Here is an 18,179-nt window from a genome sequence, read left to right on the forward strand (position 1 = left end):
CAAAAAATTGCGGGTCGTCGGAGAGAGAAGTTCATGAGCCAAGGTGTTGAGTTCAATCGGTTGATGTTGGATATGCGATCCATGCAAATGGACGCCATGTCCCAGCCGAAATCCGTCGTGCAAGCGCCGGAATTGGGCCAAAGCAGCTTCGCCGATATGCTCGGTCAAGCCATCAACAAAGTCAGCGATACCCAGCAGGCGTCCAGCCAACTGTCGACCGCTTTCGAAATCGGCAAGAGTGGCGTCGACCTCACCGACGTGATGATCGCATCCCAGAAAGCCAGCGTTTCCTTCCAGGCCTTGACCCAAGTGCGCAACAAGCTGGTTCAGGCTTATCAAGACATCATGCAGATGCCGGTTTAAGGACGAGATTTAAGTCATGGCAGAAGCAGTCGTGGATAACGTACCCGCCAAGACAGACGGCAAGCCGCCGCTGTTTGGCCTGTCGTTCCTGGAAAACCTCTCCGAAATGACCATGTTGCGTCAGGTGGGCCTGATGGTCGGCCTGGCTGCCAGCGTGGCGATTGGTTTTGCCGTGGTGTTGTGGTCCCAGCAACCCGATTACCGGCCACTCTATGGCAGCCTGGCGGGGATGGATGCCAAGCAGGTCATGGAAACCCTGGCCGCCTCCGATATCGCCTATACCGTGGAGCCCAACTCCGGCGCCTTGCTGGTCAAGGCCGACGACGTCGCCCGTGCCCGCTTGAAGCTGGCCGGCGCCGGCGTGGCACCGACCGACGGCAACATCGGTTTTGAGATTCTCGATAAAGACCAGGGCCTGGGCACCAGCCAGTTCATGGAAGCCACCCGCTACCGTCGCGGCCTGGAAGGCGAACTGGCGCGCACCATCGCCAGCCTGAACAACGTCAAGGGTGCCCGTGTGCACCTGGCGATCCCGAAAAGCTCGGTATTTGTGCGCGACGAGCGCAAGCCCAGCGCTTCGGTATTGGTCGAACTGTTTGCCGGGCGCTCCCTGGAGCCGGGCCAGGTCCTGGCCATCGTCAATTTGGTGGCGACCAGCGTGCCTGAGCTGAGCAAGTCACAGATCACCGTGGTCGACCAGAAGGGCAACCTGCTCTCCGACCAGGCGGAAAACTCCGCGCTGACCATGGCTGGCAAGCAGTTCGACTACAGTCGCCGCATGGAAAGCATGCTCACCCAGCGTGTGCACAACATCCTGCAACCGGTACTGGGCAATGACCGCTACAAGGCTGAAGTGTCCGCCGACGTGGACTTCAGCGCCGTCGAATCGACCTCCGAGCAGTTCAACCCGGACCAGCCGGCCCTGCGCAGCGAGCAATCGACCAGCGAACAACGCACTGCCGCCAATGGTCCTCCGCAAGGCGTACCCGGTGCCCTGAGCAATCAGCCGCCAGCGCCGGCCAGTGCCCCGCAAACCACCGGTGGCGCCGCCGCGACCGCCAGCGCGATCCAGCCCGGCCAGCCGCTGTTGGACGCCAATGGTCAGCAGATCATGGACCCGGCCACCGGCCAGCCGATGCTCGCGCCGTATCCCGCCGACAAGCGTTCGCAATCGACGAAAAACTTCGAACTGGACCGCTCCATCAGCCACACCAAGCAACAGCAAGGGCGCTTGAACCGCCTGTCGGTGTCGGTGGTGGTGGATGACCAGGTCAAGATCAACCCCGCCAACGGCGAAACCACCCGCGCCCCGTGGACCGCCGATGAATTGGCGCGCTTCACCCGCCTGGTGCAGGACGCCGTGGGCTTCGATGCCAGCCGTGGTGACAGCGTCAGCGTGATCAACATGCCGTTCTCCCTGGAGCGCGGTGAGGTGATTGCCGATATTCCGTTCTACTCTCAACCCTGGTTCTGGGACATCGTCAAGCAAGTGCTGGGGGTGTTGTTCATCCTGGTGCTGGTGTTTGGCGTGCTGCGCCCTGTGCTCAACAACATCACCGGCCACGGCAAGAAGCAGCTGGCGCCGTTCGGCGATGTCGAGTTGGGTGGCATGGGCGGCCTGGATGGCGAACTGGCCAACGACCGCGTCAGCCTCGGCGGGCCGCAGAGCATTCTGCTGCCAAGCCCGAGCGAAGGTTACGACGCGCAGTTGAATGCAATCAAAAGTCTGGTGGCAGAAGACCCGGGTCGTGTGGCCCAGGTCGTGAAAGAGTGGATCAACGCAGATGAGTGATAATCGAGCCTCTGTTGCCAAGCTGACCCGGGTCGACAAAGCCGCCGTGCTGTTGCTGTCCCTGGGTGAGACCGACGCGGCCCAAGTGCTGCGCCATATGGGCCCCAAGGAAGTGCAACGGGTCGGCGTCGCCATGGCGCAGATGCGCAATGTGCACCGCGAGCAAGTCGAGCAGGTGATGAGCGAGTTCGTCGAGATCGTCGGCGACCAGACCAGCCTGGGCGTTGGCTCCGACAGCTATATCCGCAAGATGCTCACCTCGGCCCTGGGCGAAGACAAAGCCAACGGCCTGATCGACCGCATCCTGCTGGGCGGCAACACCAGCGGCCTCGACAGCCTCAAGTGGATGGAACCGCGAGCGGTGGCGGACGTGATCCGTTACGAGCACCCGCAGATCCAGGCGATTGTCGTGGCCTACCTGGACCCGGACCAGGCCGGCGAAGTGCTCGGCCATTTCGACCACAAGGTGCGCCTGGACATCATCCTGCGCGTCTCATCGTTGAACACCGTGCAGCCGGCGGCCTTGAAAGAACTGAACACGATCCTGGAGAAGCAGTTCTCCGGCAACTCCAACGCCGCACGCACCACCCTGGGCGGTATCAAACGCGCGGCCGACATCATGAACTTCCTCGACAGCTCGGTCGAAGGCCAGCTGATGGACTCGATCCGCGAGATCGACGACACCCTGTCGGTGCAGATCGAAGACCTGATGTTCGTGTTCAACAACCTCTCCGATGTCGACGACCGTGGCATCCAGGCGTTGCTGCGCGAAGTGTCCTCCGATGTACTGGTGCTGGCCCTCAAGGGCTCGGACGAGGGCGTCAAGGAAAAGATCTTCAAGAACATGTCCAAGCGTGCTTCCGAACTGCTGCGCGACGACCTCGAGGCCAAGGGCCCGGTGCGCGTCAGCGACGTGGAAACCGCGCAGAAAGAAATCCTCACCATTGCCCGCCGTATGGCCGAAGCCGGAGAAATCGTTCTCGGCGGGAAGGGCGGCGAAGAAATGATCTAAGGCGCAGCGCATGTCGAACAATGATGAGACGCCCAGCGACTTGATTCGCGCCCGGGACGTCGGCGGGTTCGACGTCTGGTCGCTGCCCAGCTTCGACCCGCATAAGCCCGAACCCGAGCCCGAGCCGGTCGAAGAGACCCCGGTGGAAATGGAAGAAGTGCCCCTGGACGAAGTCCAGCCACTGACCCTCGAAGAGCTCGAAAGCATCCGCCAGGAGGCTTACAACGAAGGCTTCGCCACGGGTGAGAAAGAGGGCTTTCACAGCACCACCCTCAAGGTTCGCCAGGAAGCTGACGCGGCCCTCGCTGTGAAACTGGCCAGCCTCGAACGGCTGATGGGCAACCTGTTCGCGCCGATTGCCGAGCAGGACTCGCAACTGGAAAAAGCCATGGTCGGCCTGGTGGAGCACATCACCCGCCAGGTTATCCAGCGTGAACTGGCGCTGGACTCCAGCCAGATTGAAAGCGTGATGCGCGAAGCCCTCAAGCTGTTGCCCCTGGGCGTCGGCAATGTGCGGCTGTACATCAACCCGCAGGATTTCGAGCAGGTCAAAGCCCTGCGCGAGCGCCATGAGGAAACCTGGCGCATTGTCGAGGATGCCGCGTTGCAGCCCGGTGGTTGCCGGGTCGAGACCGAGCACAGCCGGATCGACGCCACGGTCGAGACGCGTATCACGCAGATCATGGCCAAGCTGTTCGACCAGTTGCACGAACAGGCGCTGCACCCGGCGGCACCGGACCTGAGCACGGACCTGGACGCACCTGATGCGCCTTGATCGCACCAGCTTCGCCAAGCGCCTGGGTGGTTATATCGAAGCCACCGAGTTGCCCGGCCAGCCGATCCTGGAAGGCCGCCTGCTGCGCATGGTCGGCCTGACCCTCGAAGCCGAAGGCCTGCGCGCGGCCATGGGCAGCCGCTGCCTAGTGATCAACGATGACAGCTACCACCCGGTGCAGGTGGAGGCGGAAGTCATGGGCTTTTCCGGCAGCAAGATTTTCCTGATGCCGGTCGGCAGCCTCGCCGGTATTGCGCCAGGCGCACGCGTGGTGCCGTTGGCGGATACCGGGCGCCTGCCGATGGGCATGAGCATGCTCGGCCGCGTACTCGACGGCGCCGGTCGTGCGCTGGACGGCAAGGGCGGGATGAAGGCCGAAGACTGGGTGCCGATGGACGGCCCGACCATCAACCCGCTCAAGCGCAACCCCATCAGCCAGCCGCTGGACGTGGGTATTCGTTGCATCAACGGTTTATTGACGGTCGGTCGCGGCCAGCGCCTGGGCCTGTTTGCCGGTACCGGCGTGGGCAAGAGTGTGCTGCTGGGCATGATGACGCGCTTTACCGAGGCCGACATCATCGTGGTCGGCCTGATCGGTGAGCGGGGCCGTGAGGTCAAGGAATTCATCGAGCACATCCTCGGTGAAGAAGGCCTCAAGCGGTCCGTGGTGGTGGCGTCGCCGGCGGACGATGCGCCATTGATGCGCCTGCGTGCCGCCATGTATTGCACGCGGATTGCCGAATATTTTCGCGACAAGGGCAAGAATGTCCTGTTGCTGATGGACTCCCTCACGCGTTTCGCCCAGGCCCAGCGGGAAATCGCCTTGGCCATTGGCGAGCCGCCTGCCACCAAAGGCTATCCGCCGTCGGTCTTCGCCAAGCTGCCCAAGCTGGTGGAACGTGCCGGTAATGCCGAGGCCGGTGGCGGCTCGATCACCGCGTTCTACACCGTGTTGTCCGAAGGCGATGACCAGCAGGACCCGATTGCCGACTCGGCGCGGGGCGTGCTCGATGGGCACATCGTGCTGTCCCGGCGCCTGGCCGAGGAAGGGCACTACCCAGCCATCGATATCGAAGCGTCCATCAGCCGGGTCATGCCCTCGGTGGTCAGCGCCGAGCATATGACCCGCGCCCAGCAGTTCAAACAGTTGTGGTCGCGCTACCAGCAGAGCCGCGACCTGATCAGCGTCGGCGCCTATGTGGCCGGTGGCGATCGCGAGACCGATCTGGCGATTGCCCTGCAACCGCAACTGGTGACCTACCTGCGCCAGGGCCTGAACGACAACATCAGCATGGCCGAAAGCGAAGCGCACCTGGCGTCGGTGTTCGCACCTGCGCCTGGCGGCTAACCCCGCATGGCCAGCAGTCGCGCCGCGCGTCTTGCGCCGGTGGTGGAGATGGCTGAAAGCGCCGAACGCACCGCCGCCCAGCGCCTGGGGCATTTCCAGGGCCAGGTGCGCCTGGCCGAGAGCAAACTGGGCGACCTGGAACGCTTTCGGGGCGAGTACCAGCAGCAGTGGATCGATCGCGGCAGCAAGGGCGTTTCCGGGCAGTGGCTGATGAATTACCAGCACTTTCTCAACCAGCTGGAAAGCGCCGTCGGCCAGCAGCGCCAGAGCCTGGCCTGGCACCAGAACAACCTCGACAAGGCCCGCGAAGGCTGGCAACAGGCCTACGCCCGGGTCGAAGGCCTGCGCAAGCTGGTGCAGCGCTACATCGACGAAGCCCGCGCCCTGGAAGACAAGCGCGAGCAGAAGCTGTTGGATGAACTGTCCCAGCGCTTGCCACGCCAGGATCAGTACTAGCCGCACGCTTGTTGTGGCGAGGGGGCTTGTCCCCCGCTGGGCTGCGCAGCAGCCCCAAGACCTGCCGGCCCGGTCTATCTGAAAAACTCAGCGGTCTTATTGGGGCCGCTACGCAGCCCAGCGGGGGACAAGCCCCCTCGCCACGACAGCACCTTGCCCACAACAAACACCACATTTGCTGCTGCTTGTTGCCCACTCTGTGATCACCTGCTACACCTTGTTGCACATACCCACGACAAGGAAGCAGTCGTATGTCAGTCGAGTCAGAAGTGTCCCTGGATGGGAAGCAGTTGACGATCGCAATCAAGGGCCGATTCGATTTCGGTAGTCACCAGCCCTTTCGTGATTCCTATGAGCGGTTCTACAAGGTTCCCGATGTCTACGTGGTGGACTTGAAAGAGGCCACCTATCTCGACAGCTCGGCCTTGGGCATGTTGCTGCTGTTGCGTGATCATGCCGGGGGCGATAACGCGGATGTGCGTGTGATCAACAGCAACTCCGACGTGCGCAAGATCCTCGCCATCTCCAACTTCGAAAAGCTGTTCGATATCACTTGAGCACTCAAGTGCCTGAAACCCTGACCGTGCTGATCGCCGAAGACAGCGCCACTGATCTGCTATTGCTCTCGACCATCGTGCGCCGCCAGGGCCATCACGTGCTGACCGCCAGCAATGGCGCCGAAGCGGTGCAGGTGTTTGCCCGCGACCGCCCGCAGTTGGTGTTGATGGATGCCCTGATGCCGGTGATGGACGGCTTCGAGGCGGCCCGGCAGATCAAGCAGCTGGCTGGCGAGGCGCTGGTGCCCATCATCTTCCTCACCTCCCTGCGTGAGAGTGAAGCCCTGGCGCGCTGCCTGGATGCCGGCGGCGACGACTTTCTGGCCAAGCCCTACAACCAGGTCATCCTGGCGGCGAAGATCAACGCCATGGACCGCCTGCGCCGGTTGCAGGCCACGGTCCTCGAGCAGCGCGACCTGATCGCCCGCCACCATGACTACCTGCTGCACGAGCAACGGGTGGCCAAGGCGGTGTTCGACAAGGTTGCCCACTCCGGCTGCATCAACGCGGCCCCGAATATTCGCTACCTGCAATCACCCTATGCGCTGTTCAACGGCGACCTGCTGCTGGCGGCCTACACGCCATCGGGGGACATGCACGTGCTGCTGGGTGATTTCACCGGCCATGGGCTGCCGGCGGCCGTCGGCGCGATGCCCCTGGCCGAGGTGTTCTACGGCATGACCGCCAAAGGCTATGGCCTGGCGCAGACCCTGCGGGAGATGAACGCCAAGCTCAAGCGCATCCTGCCGGTGGACATGTTCTGCTGCGCCACGCTGTTGTGCCTCAGCGTGCAGCGGCGGGTAGTAGAGGTATGGAACGGCGGGATGCCCGATGGCTATGTGCATGAAGTGGCCACCGGCAGGCGCACGCCGTTGGTGTCCCGGCATTTGCCGCTGGGCGTGTTGGCGCCCGAGGTCTTTGACGATGGCACTGAAGTCTGGCCGATGGCCCTGGGGGATCGGGTGTTCCTGCTGTCCGATGGGGTGATTGATACGGCGGATGCCAGCGAACAATTGTTTGGGGTGGAGCGTTTGCTTGAGGTGTTCGCCGCCAACCGCGAGCCTGAGCGCCTGTTTGAGGAAATCGAACAAGCCCTTGCCGGGTTTCGTGGCCAGGTACGCGATGATGTGAGCCTGGTGGAAATCAGCCTGTTGCCCGGCCAGGTTTTGCATTCTTCGACCATGCAATACACCGACAGTGGGCAGTCGTGCCCGCTGGACTGGTCAGTGAGTTTTGAATTTCGCGCCGAAACCCTAAAACGTTACAACCCGTTGCCGTACTTGCTGCAACTGCTCCTGGAAATCCACGGCCTGCGCGGCCAGAGTGGCGCGCTGTACAGCGTAATGGCCGAGTTGTATTCCAATGCGCTGGAGCATGGCGTGCTGGGCCTGGACTCCCAGCTCAAGCGCGATGTGCAGGGCTTTGCCCGCTACTATCGCCTGCGCAGCGAGCGGCTCGACCAGTTGAACAGTGGTTATGTGCGCATACATGTGGATGTGCTGCCGACCGAAGTGGGTGGGCGCCTGAGCTTGCGTATCGAAGACAGTGGTCCGGGCTTTGACGTGGAAGCCATGCTGGCGCGGCCCCTGGATATCGACCGTCTGTCTGGGCGCGGGCTGAACCTGGTCCGGCAACTGAGCAGCGATGTACGCTGGACCGATGGCGGGCGCAGCGTGTGCGTGGAGTTTTGCTGGGTGGCTCTGGCATAATCCGCCGATTCTTGATCAAGGAGCGAGCAAGTGACGCAGATACATATGGACCCTGAAGTGTTGGTGGGGTTGCGGGAAGTGATGGAGGGTGAATACCCCCTTTTGCTCGACACCTTCCTCGATGACTCGCAAAAGCGCGTCGAAGCACTGCGCAAGGCGCGCGATGACGCCAAGGCGCTGGGGCAGATTGCCCACAGCTTCAAGGGCAGCAGCGGCAACCTCGGTGCGGTGCGCCTGGCGCGGCTGTGCCAGCGCCTGGAGGCAGAATCAGCCAAGGCGCAGGTGACCGACCTGGGCAAACTGGTCGACCAGATCGACCACGAGTTTGCCTTGGTCAAGCCGCTGTATGAATCGGAGCGCCAGCGCTTCTAGGGTTGCCCGGGCCGGTTTGCAAAGCTGGCCCGACTTTTGCTCTCTATCTTCTGCCTGCGCCCTCGACCCTGCGCAGCGGAGACCTGAACTATGCCTCTAGCCCCCAACTCGCTCCTGCAGGCCGCCCCCGCGGTCAAGCCGCAGGCTTCCCCCGCCAATGCGCAGGCAACGGCCGCGGACGCGCGGGCCAAAGCGCCAGGCTTTGCACAGGTGTTCGCCAAGGAGTCCAAGGCGGCACCTTCCAAGGCTGTGGAAATGGCGCCCAAGCCCAGCCGCGACAAGCCGGCCGAGGCCAGCGCGAAGAAGGATGTCGGCAACGACAAGCCTGCCGCTGGCACTCCAGCAGTTGCCGATAGCGGCAAGACTTTGCCTGCCACGCCGCCCGCCAAGGCAGACGCGGCAGCCAGCAGCGATGACGATAAAAGTGCCGACAAGGATCTGGCGCAAGCCCAGCCACCGGCAGTCGACCCGGTGCTTGATCCAGCCGTGATCGCGGCGGTGGCCCCCGCCCCAGTGGCGGCCCAGGCTGGCGCGGCAGATGACGTCAGCACGCCGCTGCTGGTGACCACGCTGCCGGTCACGGAAGAGGTCGCGCCGGCCTTCGACCCCGAAGCCGATCCATTGGACTCGTTGCCGGCGGTGCGCCTGGCGATGGAGCAGGGCGGCCATGTCTCAGCCAGCAGCCAGGCGGCGCAAAAGAACTTGCCGGCCCAGGCTGAACCCACCGCCGCGCAGAACTTCACCAACGGCCTGGCGGCCATGGTCGACCAGCAGGCGGCCAAGGACAGCACCGACCAGGGGGGCGAAAAGGCTTTCAGTGGCCTGATCGAAGATGGCCTCAAGGATTTGAAAGGCGCGAGCAGCGACACCCGCGTCGATGACTTCGCCAATCGCCTGGCCGCCTTGACCCAGGCCGCCACGCCCAAGACTGCCAACGCCTTGCCGCTGAACAACCAGCCGCTGGCCATGCACCAGGGTGGCTGGACCGAGGAAGTGGTGAACCGGGTCATGTACCTGTCCAGCGCCAACCTCAAGTCTGCCGATATCCAATTGCAGCCGGCCGAACTGGGGCGCCTGGATATCCGCGTGAACATCACCGCCGACCAGCAGGCCCAGGTGAATTTCATGAGCGGCCATGCCGCCGTGCGCGAGGCCCTGGAAAGCCAGTCCGGGCGCCTGCGGGAGATGTTCGCCCAGCAGGGCATGGGCCAGGTCGATGTGAACGTGTCCGACCAGTCCCGTGGCTGGCAGGGCCAGGGCCAGGACCAACAGCAGAACCAGGCCCGTGGTGTCAGTGGCAGTGGTGGGCACAACGATGGGCATGACACTGGCCTTGCCGGCGAAGTCACCGAAGTGGCGGCGCCGATAGCCCAATCCGTCATCGGCTCCAGCGCCGTGGACTACTACGCCTGAAACCTGACCTCTGTGGGAGCTGGCTTGCCTGCGATAGCGGTGGGTCAGCAATATAGCTCGTGCCTGACACACCGCTATCGCAGGCAAGCCAGCTCCCACACTGGTTTTGTAGCGTTGCTGAAAACCGTGACAACTCTGGCATAACACTTGCTCTTGCCTTCCCGTGGATCTATGAAACCCCGAATAGTGACGGATTATTGGCATGGCGAAGAGTGACGACGCAGCAACAGCTCCTGCAGCAGGCAAGGGCAAGCTCAAGATGATCCTGTTGATTGTCCTGGCCTTGTTATTGGCCATCGGCGTGTCGGTGGGGGCTACCTGGTACTTTATGCACAGTGCCCAGAGCAAGCCGGTACCTGCGGCCGAGACCGCCAGCAACGTCAAGCAACCGGCAATCTTCGAGCAGATGCTCCCGGCCTTTGTCGCCAACTACAACCAGAACGGTCGACAACGCTACCTGCAGGTGAGTATTTCCCTGCTGGCGCGCAACCAGGCGGACCTCGATGCCCTCAAGGTGCATATGCCGGTGATCCGCAACAACCTGGTGATGCTGTTCTCCGGGCAGAGTTTCGACAGCCTGGCCACCCCGGTGGGCCAGGAAATGCTGCGCCAGAAAGTCACTGCCAGTGTGCAGGAAGTGGCCCAGAAAGAGCTGGGCAAAGTCGTGGTCGAGCAGGCACTCTTCACTAATTTCGTATTGCAGTAGGATCACGACATGGCCGTGCAAGACCTGCTGTCCCAGGATGAAATCGACGCCCTGTTGCATGGCGTCGACGATGGTCTGGTACAGACCGAAATGGCTGCCGAGCCCGGCAGCGTCAAAAGTTATGACCTGACCAGCCAGGATCGCATCGTCCGTGGACGCATGCCGACCCTGGAGATGATCAACGAACGTTTTGCCCGCTACACCCGTATCAGCATGTTCAACATGCTGCGCCGCTCGGCGGACGTGGCAGTGGGCGGCGTGCAGGTAATGAAGTTTGGCGAGTACGTGCATTCGCTGTACGTGCCCACCAGCCTCAACCTGGTCAAGATCAAGCCCCTGCGTGGTACCGCGCTGTTCATCCTCGACGCCAAACTGGTGTTCAAGCTGGTGGACAACTTCTTTGGCGGCGACGGCCGTCACGCCAAGATCGAAGGCCGTGAATTCACGCCTACCGAGCTGCGCGTGGTGCGCATGGTGCTGGAGCAGGCCTTTATCGATTTGAAGGAAGCCTGGCAGGCGATCATGGAAGTCAATTTCGAGTACATCAACTCGGAAGTGAACCCGGCCATGGCCAACATCGTCGGGCCCAGCGAAGCCATTGTGGTCTCCACCTTCCACATCGAACTCGATGGCGGTGGCGGCGACCTGCACGTGACCATGCCGTACTCGATGATCGAGCCGGTGCGCGAGATGCTCGATGCGGGCTTCCAGTCCGACCTCGACGACCAGGACGAACGCTGGGTCAAGGCCCTGCGCGAAGACCTGCTGGATGTCGACGTGCCGCTGAGCGCCACCGTGGCGCGTCGCCAATTGCGCCTGCGGGACATTTTGCATATGCAGCCGGGGGATGTGATTCCTGTCGAACTGCCAGACGAATTGATCATGCGCGCCAACGGCGTGCCGTCGTTCAAGGTCAAGCTCGGTTCCCACAAGGGCAACCTGGCGTTGCAGGTGGTCGAGCCGATCAACCGTCGCTGACTCAACCCGATGATGCATCCCTAATTCATGATTTTTGCTGCGCCGAGGACATGTAATGGCTACCGAACACGAAAACACTTCCGCCGAAGACCAGGCCCTGGCTGACGAATGGGCGGCAGCCCTGGAAGAAACCGGCGATGCAGGCCAGGACGATATCGACGCCTTGCTGGCCGCCGACGCCGCCACTGCACCCGTGGGCAACCGCTTGCCTATGGAAGAGTTCGGCAGCGTGCCGAAGAACCATGAGCCGGTATCGCTGGATGGTCCGAACCTGGACGTGATCCTCGATATCCCGGTGTCGATCTCCATGGAAGTGGGCAGTACCGAGATCAATATCCGCAACCTGCTGCAGCTCAACCAGGGTTCGGTGATCGAGCTCGACCGCCTGGCCGGCGAGCCGCTGGATGTGCTGGTCAACGGCACATTGATTGCCCATGGCGAAGTCGTAGTGGTCAACGAGAAGTTCGGCATCCGCCTGACTGACGTGATCAGCCCCAGCGAACGTATCAAGAAGCTGCGCTGAGATGGCGCGCCGCTGGCTGGGACTCGTGTGGGCATTGCCCCTGGGCGTGATGGCGGCTGAACCGGTGGCCCAGGTCGCCGTGCCCGCCGCCGGCGCCAGCGTGACGGGGCAGCTGACCCAGTTGGTGCTGGGCCTGTTGCTGGTGGTGGGGCTGATCTTCGTCCTCGCCTGGCTGTTGCGCCGGGTGCAACGCATCGGCCCGGGCAACGCCCAGGTCATTGAGCTGGTGGGCTCGCGGGCCTTGGGGCCGCGTGATCGCCTGGTGCTGGTGCAGGTGGGCGAAGAGCAGATCCTGCTCGGCCTCACCCCAGGCCGTATTACCCCGTTGCATGTGCTCAAGCATCCGGTGAGCGTGGCCCAGACCGAGCCCGCCACACCGGAGTTCGCCCAGCGCCTGATGGAGCTGATGGGCAAGGACCAGAAGGATAAGAAGTAATGCGCGTTCTACTGACGCTCATGCTGTTGCTGGCAGCGCCGCTGGCGTTCGGCGCGGACCCGTTGTCGATCCCGGCGATCACCCTGGGCACCAATGCGGCCGGCGCCCAGGAGTATTCGGTCAGCCTGCAGATCCTGCTGATCATGACCGCGCTGAGCTTTATCCCGGCGTTCGTCATGCTGATGACCAGCTTTACCCGGATCATTATCGTGTTCTCGATCCTGCGCCAGGCCCTGGGCCTGCAGCAGACCCCCTCGAACCAGATCCTCACCGGCATGGCGCTGTTCCTGACGCTGTTCATCATGGCGCCGGTGTTCGACAAGGTGAACCAGCAAGCCCTGCAACCCTACCTGGCAGAGAAAATGACGGCCCAGGACGCGGTGGAAAAGGCCCAGGGCCCGATCAAGGACTTTATGCTGTCGCAGACCCGCTCCAGCGACCTGGAGCTGTTCGTGCGCCTGTCCAAGCGCACTGACATCGCCAGCCCGGACCAGGCACCCTTGACCATCCTGGTGCCGGCGTTTGTCACCTCCGAGCTCAAGACCGCGTTCCAGATCGGCTTCATGATCTTTATCCCGTTCCTGATCATCGACCTGGTGGTGGCCAGTGTGCTGATGGCCATGGGTATGATGATGCTGTCGCCGCTGATCATTTCGCTGCCGTTCAAGATCATGCTGTTTGTATTGGTGGATGGTTGGGCGCTGATTATCGGCACCCTGGCCGGCAGTTTCGGAGGGGTATAGCGCCATGACTCCGGAAGTCGCCGTCGACCTGTTTCGTGAAGCACTGTGGCTGACCACCCTGATGGTCGCCGTGCTGGTGGTGCCCAGCCTGTTGGTGGGTTTGCTGGTGGCGATGTTCCAGGCCGCCACGCAGATCAACGAACAAACCTTGAGCTTCCTTCCGCGCCTGCTGGTGATGCTGGTGACGCTGATCGTTGCCGGCCCCTGGCTGGTGCAGACCTTCATGGAATACATCCTGCAGTTGTACGGCAGTATTCCGCAGTTGATCGGCTGACCTGATGCAGTCCTTGCTGGCGTTGACCGACACCCAGATCAGCACCTGGGTGGCTGCGTTCATCCTGCCGCTGTTTCGGGTGGGCGCCTTGCTGATGACCATGCCGGTGATCGGTACCACGCTGGTCCCCAAGCGCGTACGCCTGTTTTTCACGGTAGCGATTACGGTGGTCATCGTGCCGACGCTGCCAGCGATGCCGCCGGTCAACGCCCTGGACCTCAGTGCGCTGTTGCTGATCGCCGAACAGATCCTGATCGGCGCCTTGATGGGCTTCTCCCTGACCCTGTTCTTCCAGGCCTTCGTGATTGCCGGGCAAATCGTCTCGATCCAGATGGGTATGGGCTTCGCCTCCATGGTCGACCCCACCAACGGCGTATCGGTGGCGGTGATCGGGCAGTTCCTGACCATGCTGGTGACCTTGCTGTTTCTGGCAATGAACGGCCATCTGGTGGCGTTCGAGATCCTCACCGAGAGCTTCACCACTTTGCCGGTGGGCGAGGGCTTGATCGTCAATCACTTCTGGGAAGTGGTCGGTCGTCTCAGTTGGGTGCTGGGCGCCGCGTTGCTGCTGGTGCTGCCGGCGATCACCGCGCTGCTGGTGGTCAACATTGCCTTCGGCGTGATGACCCGCGCCGCGCCGCAGTTGAACATCTTTGCCATTGGTTTCCCGCTGACCCTGGTGTTGGGCCTGGGGATTTTCTGGGTCGGCCTGGCTGACATTCTCAATCAGTATCAACCGCTGGCCAGTGACGCCTTGCAGTTCTTACGTGATCTGGCACGGGCGCGCTGAGCCATGGCCGAGAGCGAGAGTGGTCAGGACAAAACAGAAGACCCCACGGAGAAACGTAAAAAGGACTCCAGGGAAAAGGGCGAGATTGCCCGCTCCAAAGAGCTCAACACCCTCGCGGTGATGCTCGCCGGTGCCGGTGGCCTGCTGATCTACGGCGGCGGCCTGGCCCAGGACCTGATGGAAATCATGAAGCACAACTTCTCCCTGCCCCGGGAAGTGCTGCTGGACCCGCGTGCCATGGGCATCTACCTGCTGCATTCGGGGAAGATCGCGATCCTTGCCGCGCAACCGGTGCTGATCACCTTGCTCCTGGCGGCGATCATCGGGCCGATCTCCTTGGGCGGCTGGCTGTTTGCGGCTGGCAGCCTGGCGCCAAAATTCAGCCGGATGAACCCCGGTGCCGGGATCAAGCGCATGTTCTCCGCCAAGGCCGTGGTGGAGCTGCTCAAGGCCTTGGCGAAATTCTTTATCATCCTGTTCGTGGCGTTGGTGGTGTTGAAGTCAGATATCGACGACCTGCTGCGTATCGCCCATGAGCCGCTGGACCTGGCAATCATCCATAGTGTGCAGTTGGTGGGGTGGAGCTCATTGTGGATGGCCTGCGGGCTGATCCTGATTGCAGCGGTGGATGCGCCGATCCAGCTGTGGGAAAGCCACAAGAAACTGCTGATGACCAAGCAGGAAGTGCGCGACGAGCACAAGGACCAGGAAGGCAAGCCGGAAGTGAAGCAGCGCATCCGCCAGCTGCAGCGCGAGATGTCCCAGCGCAAGATGATGGCTTCGGTGCCCGATGCCGACGTGGTCATCACCAACCCGACCCACTATGCCGTGGCGCTCAAATACGACGCCGAGAAGGGCGGTGCGCCGCTGTTGCTGGCCAAGGGCAGTGACTTCACCGCCTTGAAAATCCGCGAAATCGCCCAGGCCAACGACATCCTGCTGCTGGAATCACCGGCGCTGGCGCGTTCGATCTTCTACTCAACCGACCTTGACCATGAAATCCCGGCCGGGCTGTACCTGGCGGTGGCGCAGGTGCTGGCCTATGTCTACCAGATTCGCCAATACCGTGCGGGCAAGGGCAAGCGTCCGGATCCGCTCAAGGATTTGCCGATTCCGCCGGATTTGCAGCGCGATTCCTGAGTAGCAACTGGGGGCTTGCCTGGGTTTTAGGGGGTTGTTTGTGGCGAGCGGGCTTGCCCCGCGCTGGGCTGCGAAGCAGCCCCAAAACCAGCCGCCTCGGTTTGCCTGGCACTACGCGGCGGCCCTATTGGGGCTGCTACGCAGCCCAGCGCGGGGCAAGCCCGCTCGCCACAGACAAATCCACAACCCACAGACGATCCATAAGCCCCCTGCAAGCCCTTACCATCGGTCTGAAGTTGCGCGCAACCTGTCAACTTTGACAGTAGCCGGCACTCGCGTAGCGCGCTTTGATAGGCCGTGAAGAATGGGCTGATCCGGGAGACGGGCAATGGCAACGGGCACAGTGAAGTGGTTCAACGATTCAAAGGGCTTTGGCTTTATTACGCCGGACGGTGGCGCAGAGGACCTGTTTGTTCACTTTTCCGGCATTGCCAGTAGTGGTTACAGGGCACTGGTAGAGGGCCAAAAGGTCGAGTTCAATGTCAGCGAGGGTCCAAAAGGCAAGCAAGCGGTAGACGTCAGGCCGCTCTAGCCAGCATCCTGGCGTACCACCGGTAGTCCTCAAGCAAAAGTTGGAAGGCTTCTTGCAACAGCGCCTTCAAGTCGCCTCCTGGCGTCAAAGTTTTGCTTTAAGGGACACGAGGAATACCGGTGGATCGCTCTAATATGTTCAGCACAGCCCGTGGCACCCTGACAGACCTCTCGCGAGGCAATCTGGGTGTGCCGCTGTTGCTGCTGGTGATGTTGGCAATGATGATGTTGCCGATGCCGCCGTTCCTGCTGGACGTGTTCTTCACCTTCAACATTGCCCTGTCGATCGTCGTGCTGCTGGTCTGCGTCTACGCGCTGCGGCCGTTGGATTTCGCGGTCTTCCCTACCATTTTGCTGGTTGCCACGCTGCTGCGCCTGGCCCTTAACGTGGCCTCCACGCGGGTGGTGATGCTGCACGGCCAGGACGGTCACGCTGCGGCGGGCAAGGTGATCCAGGCCTTCGGTGAGGTGGTGATCGGCGGTAACTACGTGGTCGGTATCGTGGTGTTTGCGATCCTGATGATCATCAACTTCGTGGTAGTGACCAAGGGGGCCGGGCGCATCTCCGAGGTGAGCGCGCGGTTTACCCTCGACGCGATGCCCGGCAAGCAAATGGCAATCGACGCCGACCTCAACGCCGGCCTGATCGACCAGAACCAGGCCAAGGCCCGCCGTTCCGAGGTGGCCCAGGAAGCCGAGTTCTATGGCTCCATGGACGGTGCGAGCAAGTTCGTGCGCGGCGACGCCATCGCCGGCTTGCTGATTCTGTTTATCAACCTGATCGGCGGCATGGCGGTGGGGATCTTCCAGCACGGCATGACTTTCGGCGATGCGGGCAAGGTGTACGCCCTGCTGACCATCGGTGACGGATTAGTGGCGCAATTGCCATCACTGTTGTTATCAACAGCTGCGGCGATCATGGTGACCCGTGCGTCCGGCTCCGAAGACATGGGCAAGCAGATCAACCGCCAGATGTTCGCCTCGCCCAAGGCCCTGGCCGTGGCGGCCGGCATCATGGCGATCATGGGCATCGTGCCGGGCATGCCGCATTTCTCGTTCCTGAGCATGGCCGCCCTGGCCGCTGGCGGCGCGTACCTGTTCTGGAAGAAGCAGAACACGGTCAAGGTCCAGGCCTTGAAAGAGGTGGAACGCCAGCAGGACCTGCTACCGTCGCCGGCCCGTGCCCAGGAAACCAAGGAGTTGGGCTGGGATGACGTGACGCCCATCGACATGATCGGCCTGGAAGTCGGCTACCGCCTGATCCCCCTGGTGGACCGCAACCAGGGCGGCCAGTTGTTGGCGCGGATCAAGGGTGTGCGCAAGAAGTTGTCGCAGGACCTGGGCTTTTTGATGCCCACCGTGCATATCCGTGACAACCTCGACCTGGCCCCCAGCGCCTATCGCCTGACGCTGATGGGCGTGACCCTGGCCGAAGCCGAGATCTATCCCGACCGCGAGTTGGCGATCAACCCCGGGCAGGTATTTGGCACCCTGAGCGGCATAACCGCCAAAGATCCGGCTTTTGGCCTGGACGCGGTGTGGATCGAAGTCAGCCAGCGGAGCCAGGCACAATCGCTGGGTTACACCGTGGTCGACGCCAGCACGGTGGTCGCCACGCACCTCAACCAGATTCTGTACAAGCACTCCCACGAGCTGATTGGCCACGAAGAAGTCCAGCAACTCATGCAATTGCTGGCCAAGGCCTCGCCTAAACTGGCCGAAGAGCTGGTGCCGGGGGTGTTGTCGCTGTCGCAACTGCTCAAGGTTTTGCAGGCGCTGTTGGCCGAACAGGTGCCGGTGCGCGATATTCGCAGCATTGCCGAGGCTGTCGCCAACAATGCTGCCAAGAGTCAAGATACTGCCGCGCTGGTGGCGGCGGTGCGCGTCGGTTTGTCGCGTGCCATCGTCCAAAGCATTGTAGGGCTTGACTCTGAGCTGCCTGTAATCACCTTGGAACCAAGGTTGGAACAAATATTGCTCAATAGTATCCAGAAGGCCGGACAAGGCCAGGAAGAGGGCGTCTTGCTGGAGCCAAGCATGGCTGAAAAGCTCCAGCGTTCGTTGATCGACGCCGCACAACGTCAGGAAATGCAGGGCCAACCGGTGATTCTGCTGGTAGCCGGCCCCGTCCGGGCGATGTTGTCGCGGTTTGGACGCCTGGCAGTACCGAATTTGCACGTATTGGCTTATCAGGAAATTCCTGACAACAAGCAAGTGACTATCGTCGCGACAGTAGGGCCCAACGGCTGAGGTAGTGGGTT

At 62.1% G+C, this 18,179-nt stretch carries 20 protein-coding genes; all 20 read left to right on the forward strand.

All coding sequences use genetic code 11. The features are described 5' to 3' along the window. Window positions 1-33: 33 nt before the first annotated feature. The 20 genes from fliE to flhA all read left to right on the forward strand — a co-directional run bounded on the left by fliE (window position 34) and on the right by flhA (window position 18,168). Window positions 34-363, forward strand: coding sequence for a flagellar hook-basal body complex protein FliE (gene fliE, locus GDV60_RS08400; protein WP_029292509.1), 330 nt, complete (start codon window positions 34-36; stop codon window positions 361-363). Between the two features lie 16 nt (window positions 364-379). Further along, window positions 380-2,155 (forward strand): flagellar basal-body MS-ring/collar protein FliF, encoded by a 1,776-nt coding sequence (gene fliF / locus GDV60_RS08405; protein ID WP_159906858.1) that lies wholly within the window; start codon window positions 380-382, stop codon window positions 2,153-2,155. After that, window positions 2,148-3,167: a flagellar motor switch protein FliG gene (gene fliG / locus GDV60_RS08410; RefSeq protein ID WP_029292514.1), complete on the forward strand. Its 1,020-nt coding sequence runs from the start codon at window positions 2,148-2,150 to the stop codon at window positions 3,165-3,167. Before fliF ends, fliG begins: the two co-directional genes overlap by 8 nt. 10 nt (window positions 3,168-3,177) lie before the next feature. Beyond that, window positions 3,178-3,942, forward strand: coding sequence for a flagellar assembly protein FliH (gene fliH, locus GDV60_RS08415; protein WP_029292516.1), 765 nt, complete (start codon window positions 3,178-3,180; stop codon window positions 3,940-3,942). Further along, window positions 3,932-5,290: a flagellar protein export ATPase FliI gene (gene fliI, locus GDV60_RS08420; protein ID WP_029292518.1), complete on the forward strand. Its 1,359-nt coding sequence runs from the start codon at window positions 3,932-3,934 to the stop codon at window positions 5,288-5,290. The genes fliH and fliI overlap by 11 nt, the downstream gene beginning before the upstream one ends. Window positions 5,291-5,296: 6 nt before the next feature. Next, a complete protein-coding gene (gene fliJ, locus GDV60_RS08425) occupies window positions 5,297-5,746 on the forward strand; it encodes a flagellar export protein FliJ (protein WP_029292520.1) in 450 nt (149 codons plus the stop codon). Between the two features lie 251 nt (window positions 5,747-5,997). Further along, entirely contained in the window at window positions 5,998-6,303 is a 306-nt protein-coding gene (locus GDV60_RS08430) for an STAS domain-containing protein (RefSeq protein WP_092234555.1), read from the forward strand. Between the two features lie 8 nt (window positions 6,304-6,311). Next, window positions 6,312-8,012, forward strand: a complete 1,701-nt coding sequence (locus tag GDV60_RS08435) for a fused response regulator/phosphatase (RefSeq protein ID WP_159906860.1) — start codon at window positions 6,312-6,314, stop codon at window positions 8,010-8,012. Between the two features lie 30 nt (window positions 8,013-8,042). After that, the gene (locus tag GDV60_RS08440; protein ID WP_092234563.1) at window positions 8,043-8,384 is read left to right on the forward strand and encodes an Hpt domain-containing protein; all 342 of its coding nucleotides are present in this window, start codon (window positions 8,043-8,045) and stop codon (window positions 8,382-8,384) included. Between the two features lie 90 nt (window positions 8,385-8,474). Then, the gene (locus GDV60_RS08445) at window positions 8,475-9,797 is read left to right on the forward strand and encodes a flagellar hook-length control protein FliK (RefSeq protein WP_159906862.1); all 1,323 of its coding nucleotides are present in this window, start codon (window positions 8,475-8,477) and stop codon (window positions 9,795-9,797) included. A gap of 202 nt (window positions 9,798-9,999) precedes the next feature. Next, window positions 10,000-10,503: a flagellar basal body-associated protein FliL gene (gene fliL, locus GDV60_RS08450; protein WP_029292530.1), complete on the forward strand. Its 504-nt coding sequence runs from the start codon at window positions 10,000-10,002 to the stop codon at window positions 10,501-10,503. 9 nt (window positions 10,504-10,512) lie between these two features. After that, the gene (fliM, locus tag GDV60_RS08455; protein ID WP_029292532.1) at window positions 10,513-11,481 is read left to right on the forward strand and encodes a flagellar motor switch protein FliM; all 969 of its coding nucleotides are present in this window, start codon (window positions 10,513-10,515) and stop codon (window positions 11,479-11,481) included. A 55-nt stretch (window positions 11,482-11,536) separates the two neighbouring features. Further along, window positions 11,537-12,004 (forward strand): flagellar motor switch protein FliN, encoded by a 468-nt coding sequence (gene fliN / locus GDV60_RS08460; protein ID WP_029292534.1) that lies wholly within the window; start codon window positions 11,537-11,539, stop codon window positions 12,002-12,004. Window position 12,005: 1 nt separating this feature from the next. Beyond that, the gene (fliO, locus tag GDV60_RS08465; protein WP_256679364.1) at window positions 12,006-12,440 is read left to right on the forward strand and encodes a flagellar biosynthetic protein FliO; all 435 of its coding nucleotides are present in this window, start codon (window positions 12,006-12,008) and stop codon (window positions 12,438-12,440) included. After that, window positions 12,440-13,183 carry a flagellar type III secretion system pore protein FliP gene (gene fliP, locus GDV60_RS08470; protein ID WP_029292538.1) on the forward strand — a complete coding sequence of 248 codons (744 nt, stop codon included), beginning with the start codon at window positions 12,440-12,442 and terminating at the stop codon, window positions 13,181-13,183. The genes fliO and fliP overlap by 1 nt, the downstream gene beginning before the upstream one ends. A gap of 4 nt (window positions 13,184-13,187) precedes the next feature. Next, the gene (gene fliQ, locus GDV60_RS08475; RefSeq protein WP_003192936.1) at window positions 13,188-13,457 is read left to right on the forward strand and encodes a flagellar biosynthesis protein FliQ; all 270 of its coding nucleotides are present in this window, start codon (window positions 13,188-13,190) and stop codon (window positions 13,455-13,457) included. Window positions 13,458-13,461: 4 nt separating this feature from the next. Further along, a complete protein-coding gene (gene fliR / locus GDV60_RS08480) occupies window positions 13,462-14,247 on the forward strand; it encodes a flagellar biosynthetic protein FliR (protein ID WP_029292545.1) in 786 nt (261 codons plus the stop codon). A 3-nt stretch (window positions 14,248-14,250) separates the two neighbouring features. Further along, a complete protein-coding gene (gene flhB / locus GDV60_RS08485) occupies window positions 14,251-15,387 on the forward strand; it encodes a flagellar biosynthesis protein FlhB (protein WP_029292547.1) in 1,137 nt (378 codons plus the stop codon). Window positions 15,388-15,715: 328 nt separating this feature from the next. After that, window positions 15,716-15,919 carry a cold-shock protein gene (locus GDV60_RS08490; protein WP_159906864.1) on the forward strand — a complete coding sequence of 68 codons (204 nt, stop codon included), beginning with the start codon at window positions 15,716-15,718 and terminating at the stop codon, window positions 15,917-15,919. Between the two features lie 134 nt (window positions 15,920-16,053). Further along, complete coding sequence (flhA, locus tag GDV60_RS08495; RefSeq protein ID WP_169852090.1) at window positions 16,054-18,168, forward strand: flagellar biosynthesis protein FlhA; 2,115 nt, start codon at window positions 16,054-16,056, stop codon at window positions 18,166-18,168. Window positions 18,169-18,179 lie beyond the last annotated feature (11 nt).

Source organism: Pseudomonas sp. DTU12.1, from assembly GCF_009873475.1.
In the GTDB taxonomy this organism is placed as follows: Bacteria; Pseudomonadota; Gammaproteobacteria; order Pseudomonadales; family Pseudomonadaceae; genus Aquipseudomonas; species Aquipseudomonas proteolytica.

Coding starts and splice junctions, on each gene's coding strand:
- fliE (WP_029292509.1), top strand. CDS start 34: ATGAGCCAAGGTGTTGAGTTCAATCGGTTGATGTTGGATATGCGATCC.
- GDV60_RS08445 (WP_159906862.1), top strand. CDS start 8,475: ATGCCTCTAGCCCCCAACTCGCTCCTGCAGGCCGCCCCCGCGGTCAAG.
- fliH (WP_029292516.1), top strand. CDS start 3,178: ATGTCGAACAATGATGAGACGCCCAGCGACTTGATTCGCGCCCGGGAC.
- GDV60_RS08430 (WP_092234555.1), top strand. CDS start 5,998: ATGTCAGTCGAGTCAGAAGTGTCCCTGGATGGGAAGCAGTTGACGATC.
- fliF (WP_159906858.1), top strand. CDS start 380: ATGGCAGAAGCAGTCGTGGATAACGTACCCGCCAAGACAGACGGCAAG.
- fliN (WP_029292534.1), top strand. CDS start 11,537: ATGGCTACCGAACACGAAAACACTTCCGCCGAAGACCAGGCCCTGGCT.
- fliQ (WP_003192936.1), top strand. CDS start 13,188: ATGACTCCGGAAGTCGCCGTCGACCTGTTTCGTGAAGCACTGTGGCTG.
- GDV60_RS08490 (WP_159906864.1), top strand. CDS start 15,716: ATGGCAACGGGCACAGTGAAGTGGTTCAACGATTCAAAGGGCTTTGGC.
- fliO (WP_256679364.1), top strand. CDS start 12,006: ATGGCGCGCCGCTGGCTGGGACTCGTGTGGGCATTGCCCCTGGGCGTG.
- fliG (WP_029292514.1), top strand. CDS start 2,148: ATGAGTGATAATCGAGCCTCTGTTGCCAAGCTGACCCGGGTCGACAAA.
- fliM (WP_029292532.1), top strand. CDS start 10,513: ATGGCCGTGCAAGACCTGCTGTCCCAGGATGAAATCGACGCCCTGTTG.
- fliP (WP_029292538.1), top strand. CDS start 12,440: ATGCGCGTTCTACTGACGCTCATGCTGTTGCTGGCAGCGCCGCTGGCG.
- fliR (WP_029292545.1), top strand. CDS start 13,462: ATGCAGTCCTTGCTGGCGTTGACCGACACCCAGATCAGCACCTGGGTG.
- fliJ (WP_029292520.1), top strand. CDS start 5,297: ATGGCCAGCAGTCGCGCCGCGCGTCTTGCGCCGGTGGTGGAGATGGCT.
- flhA (WP_169852090.1), top strand. CDS start 16,054: ATGTTCAGCACAGCCCGTGGCACCCTGACAGACCTCTCGCGAGGCAAT.
- fliL (WP_029292530.1), top strand. CDS start 10,000: ATGGCGAAGAGTGACGACGCAGCAACAGCTCCTGCAGCAGGCAAGGGC.
- fliI (WP_029292518.1), top strand. CDS start 3,932: ATGCGCCTTGATCGCACCAGCTTCGCCAAGCGCCTGGGTGGTTATATC.
- flhB (WP_029292547.1), top strand. CDS start 14,251: ATGGCCGAGAGCGAGAGTGGTCAGGACAAAACAGAAGACCCCACGGAG.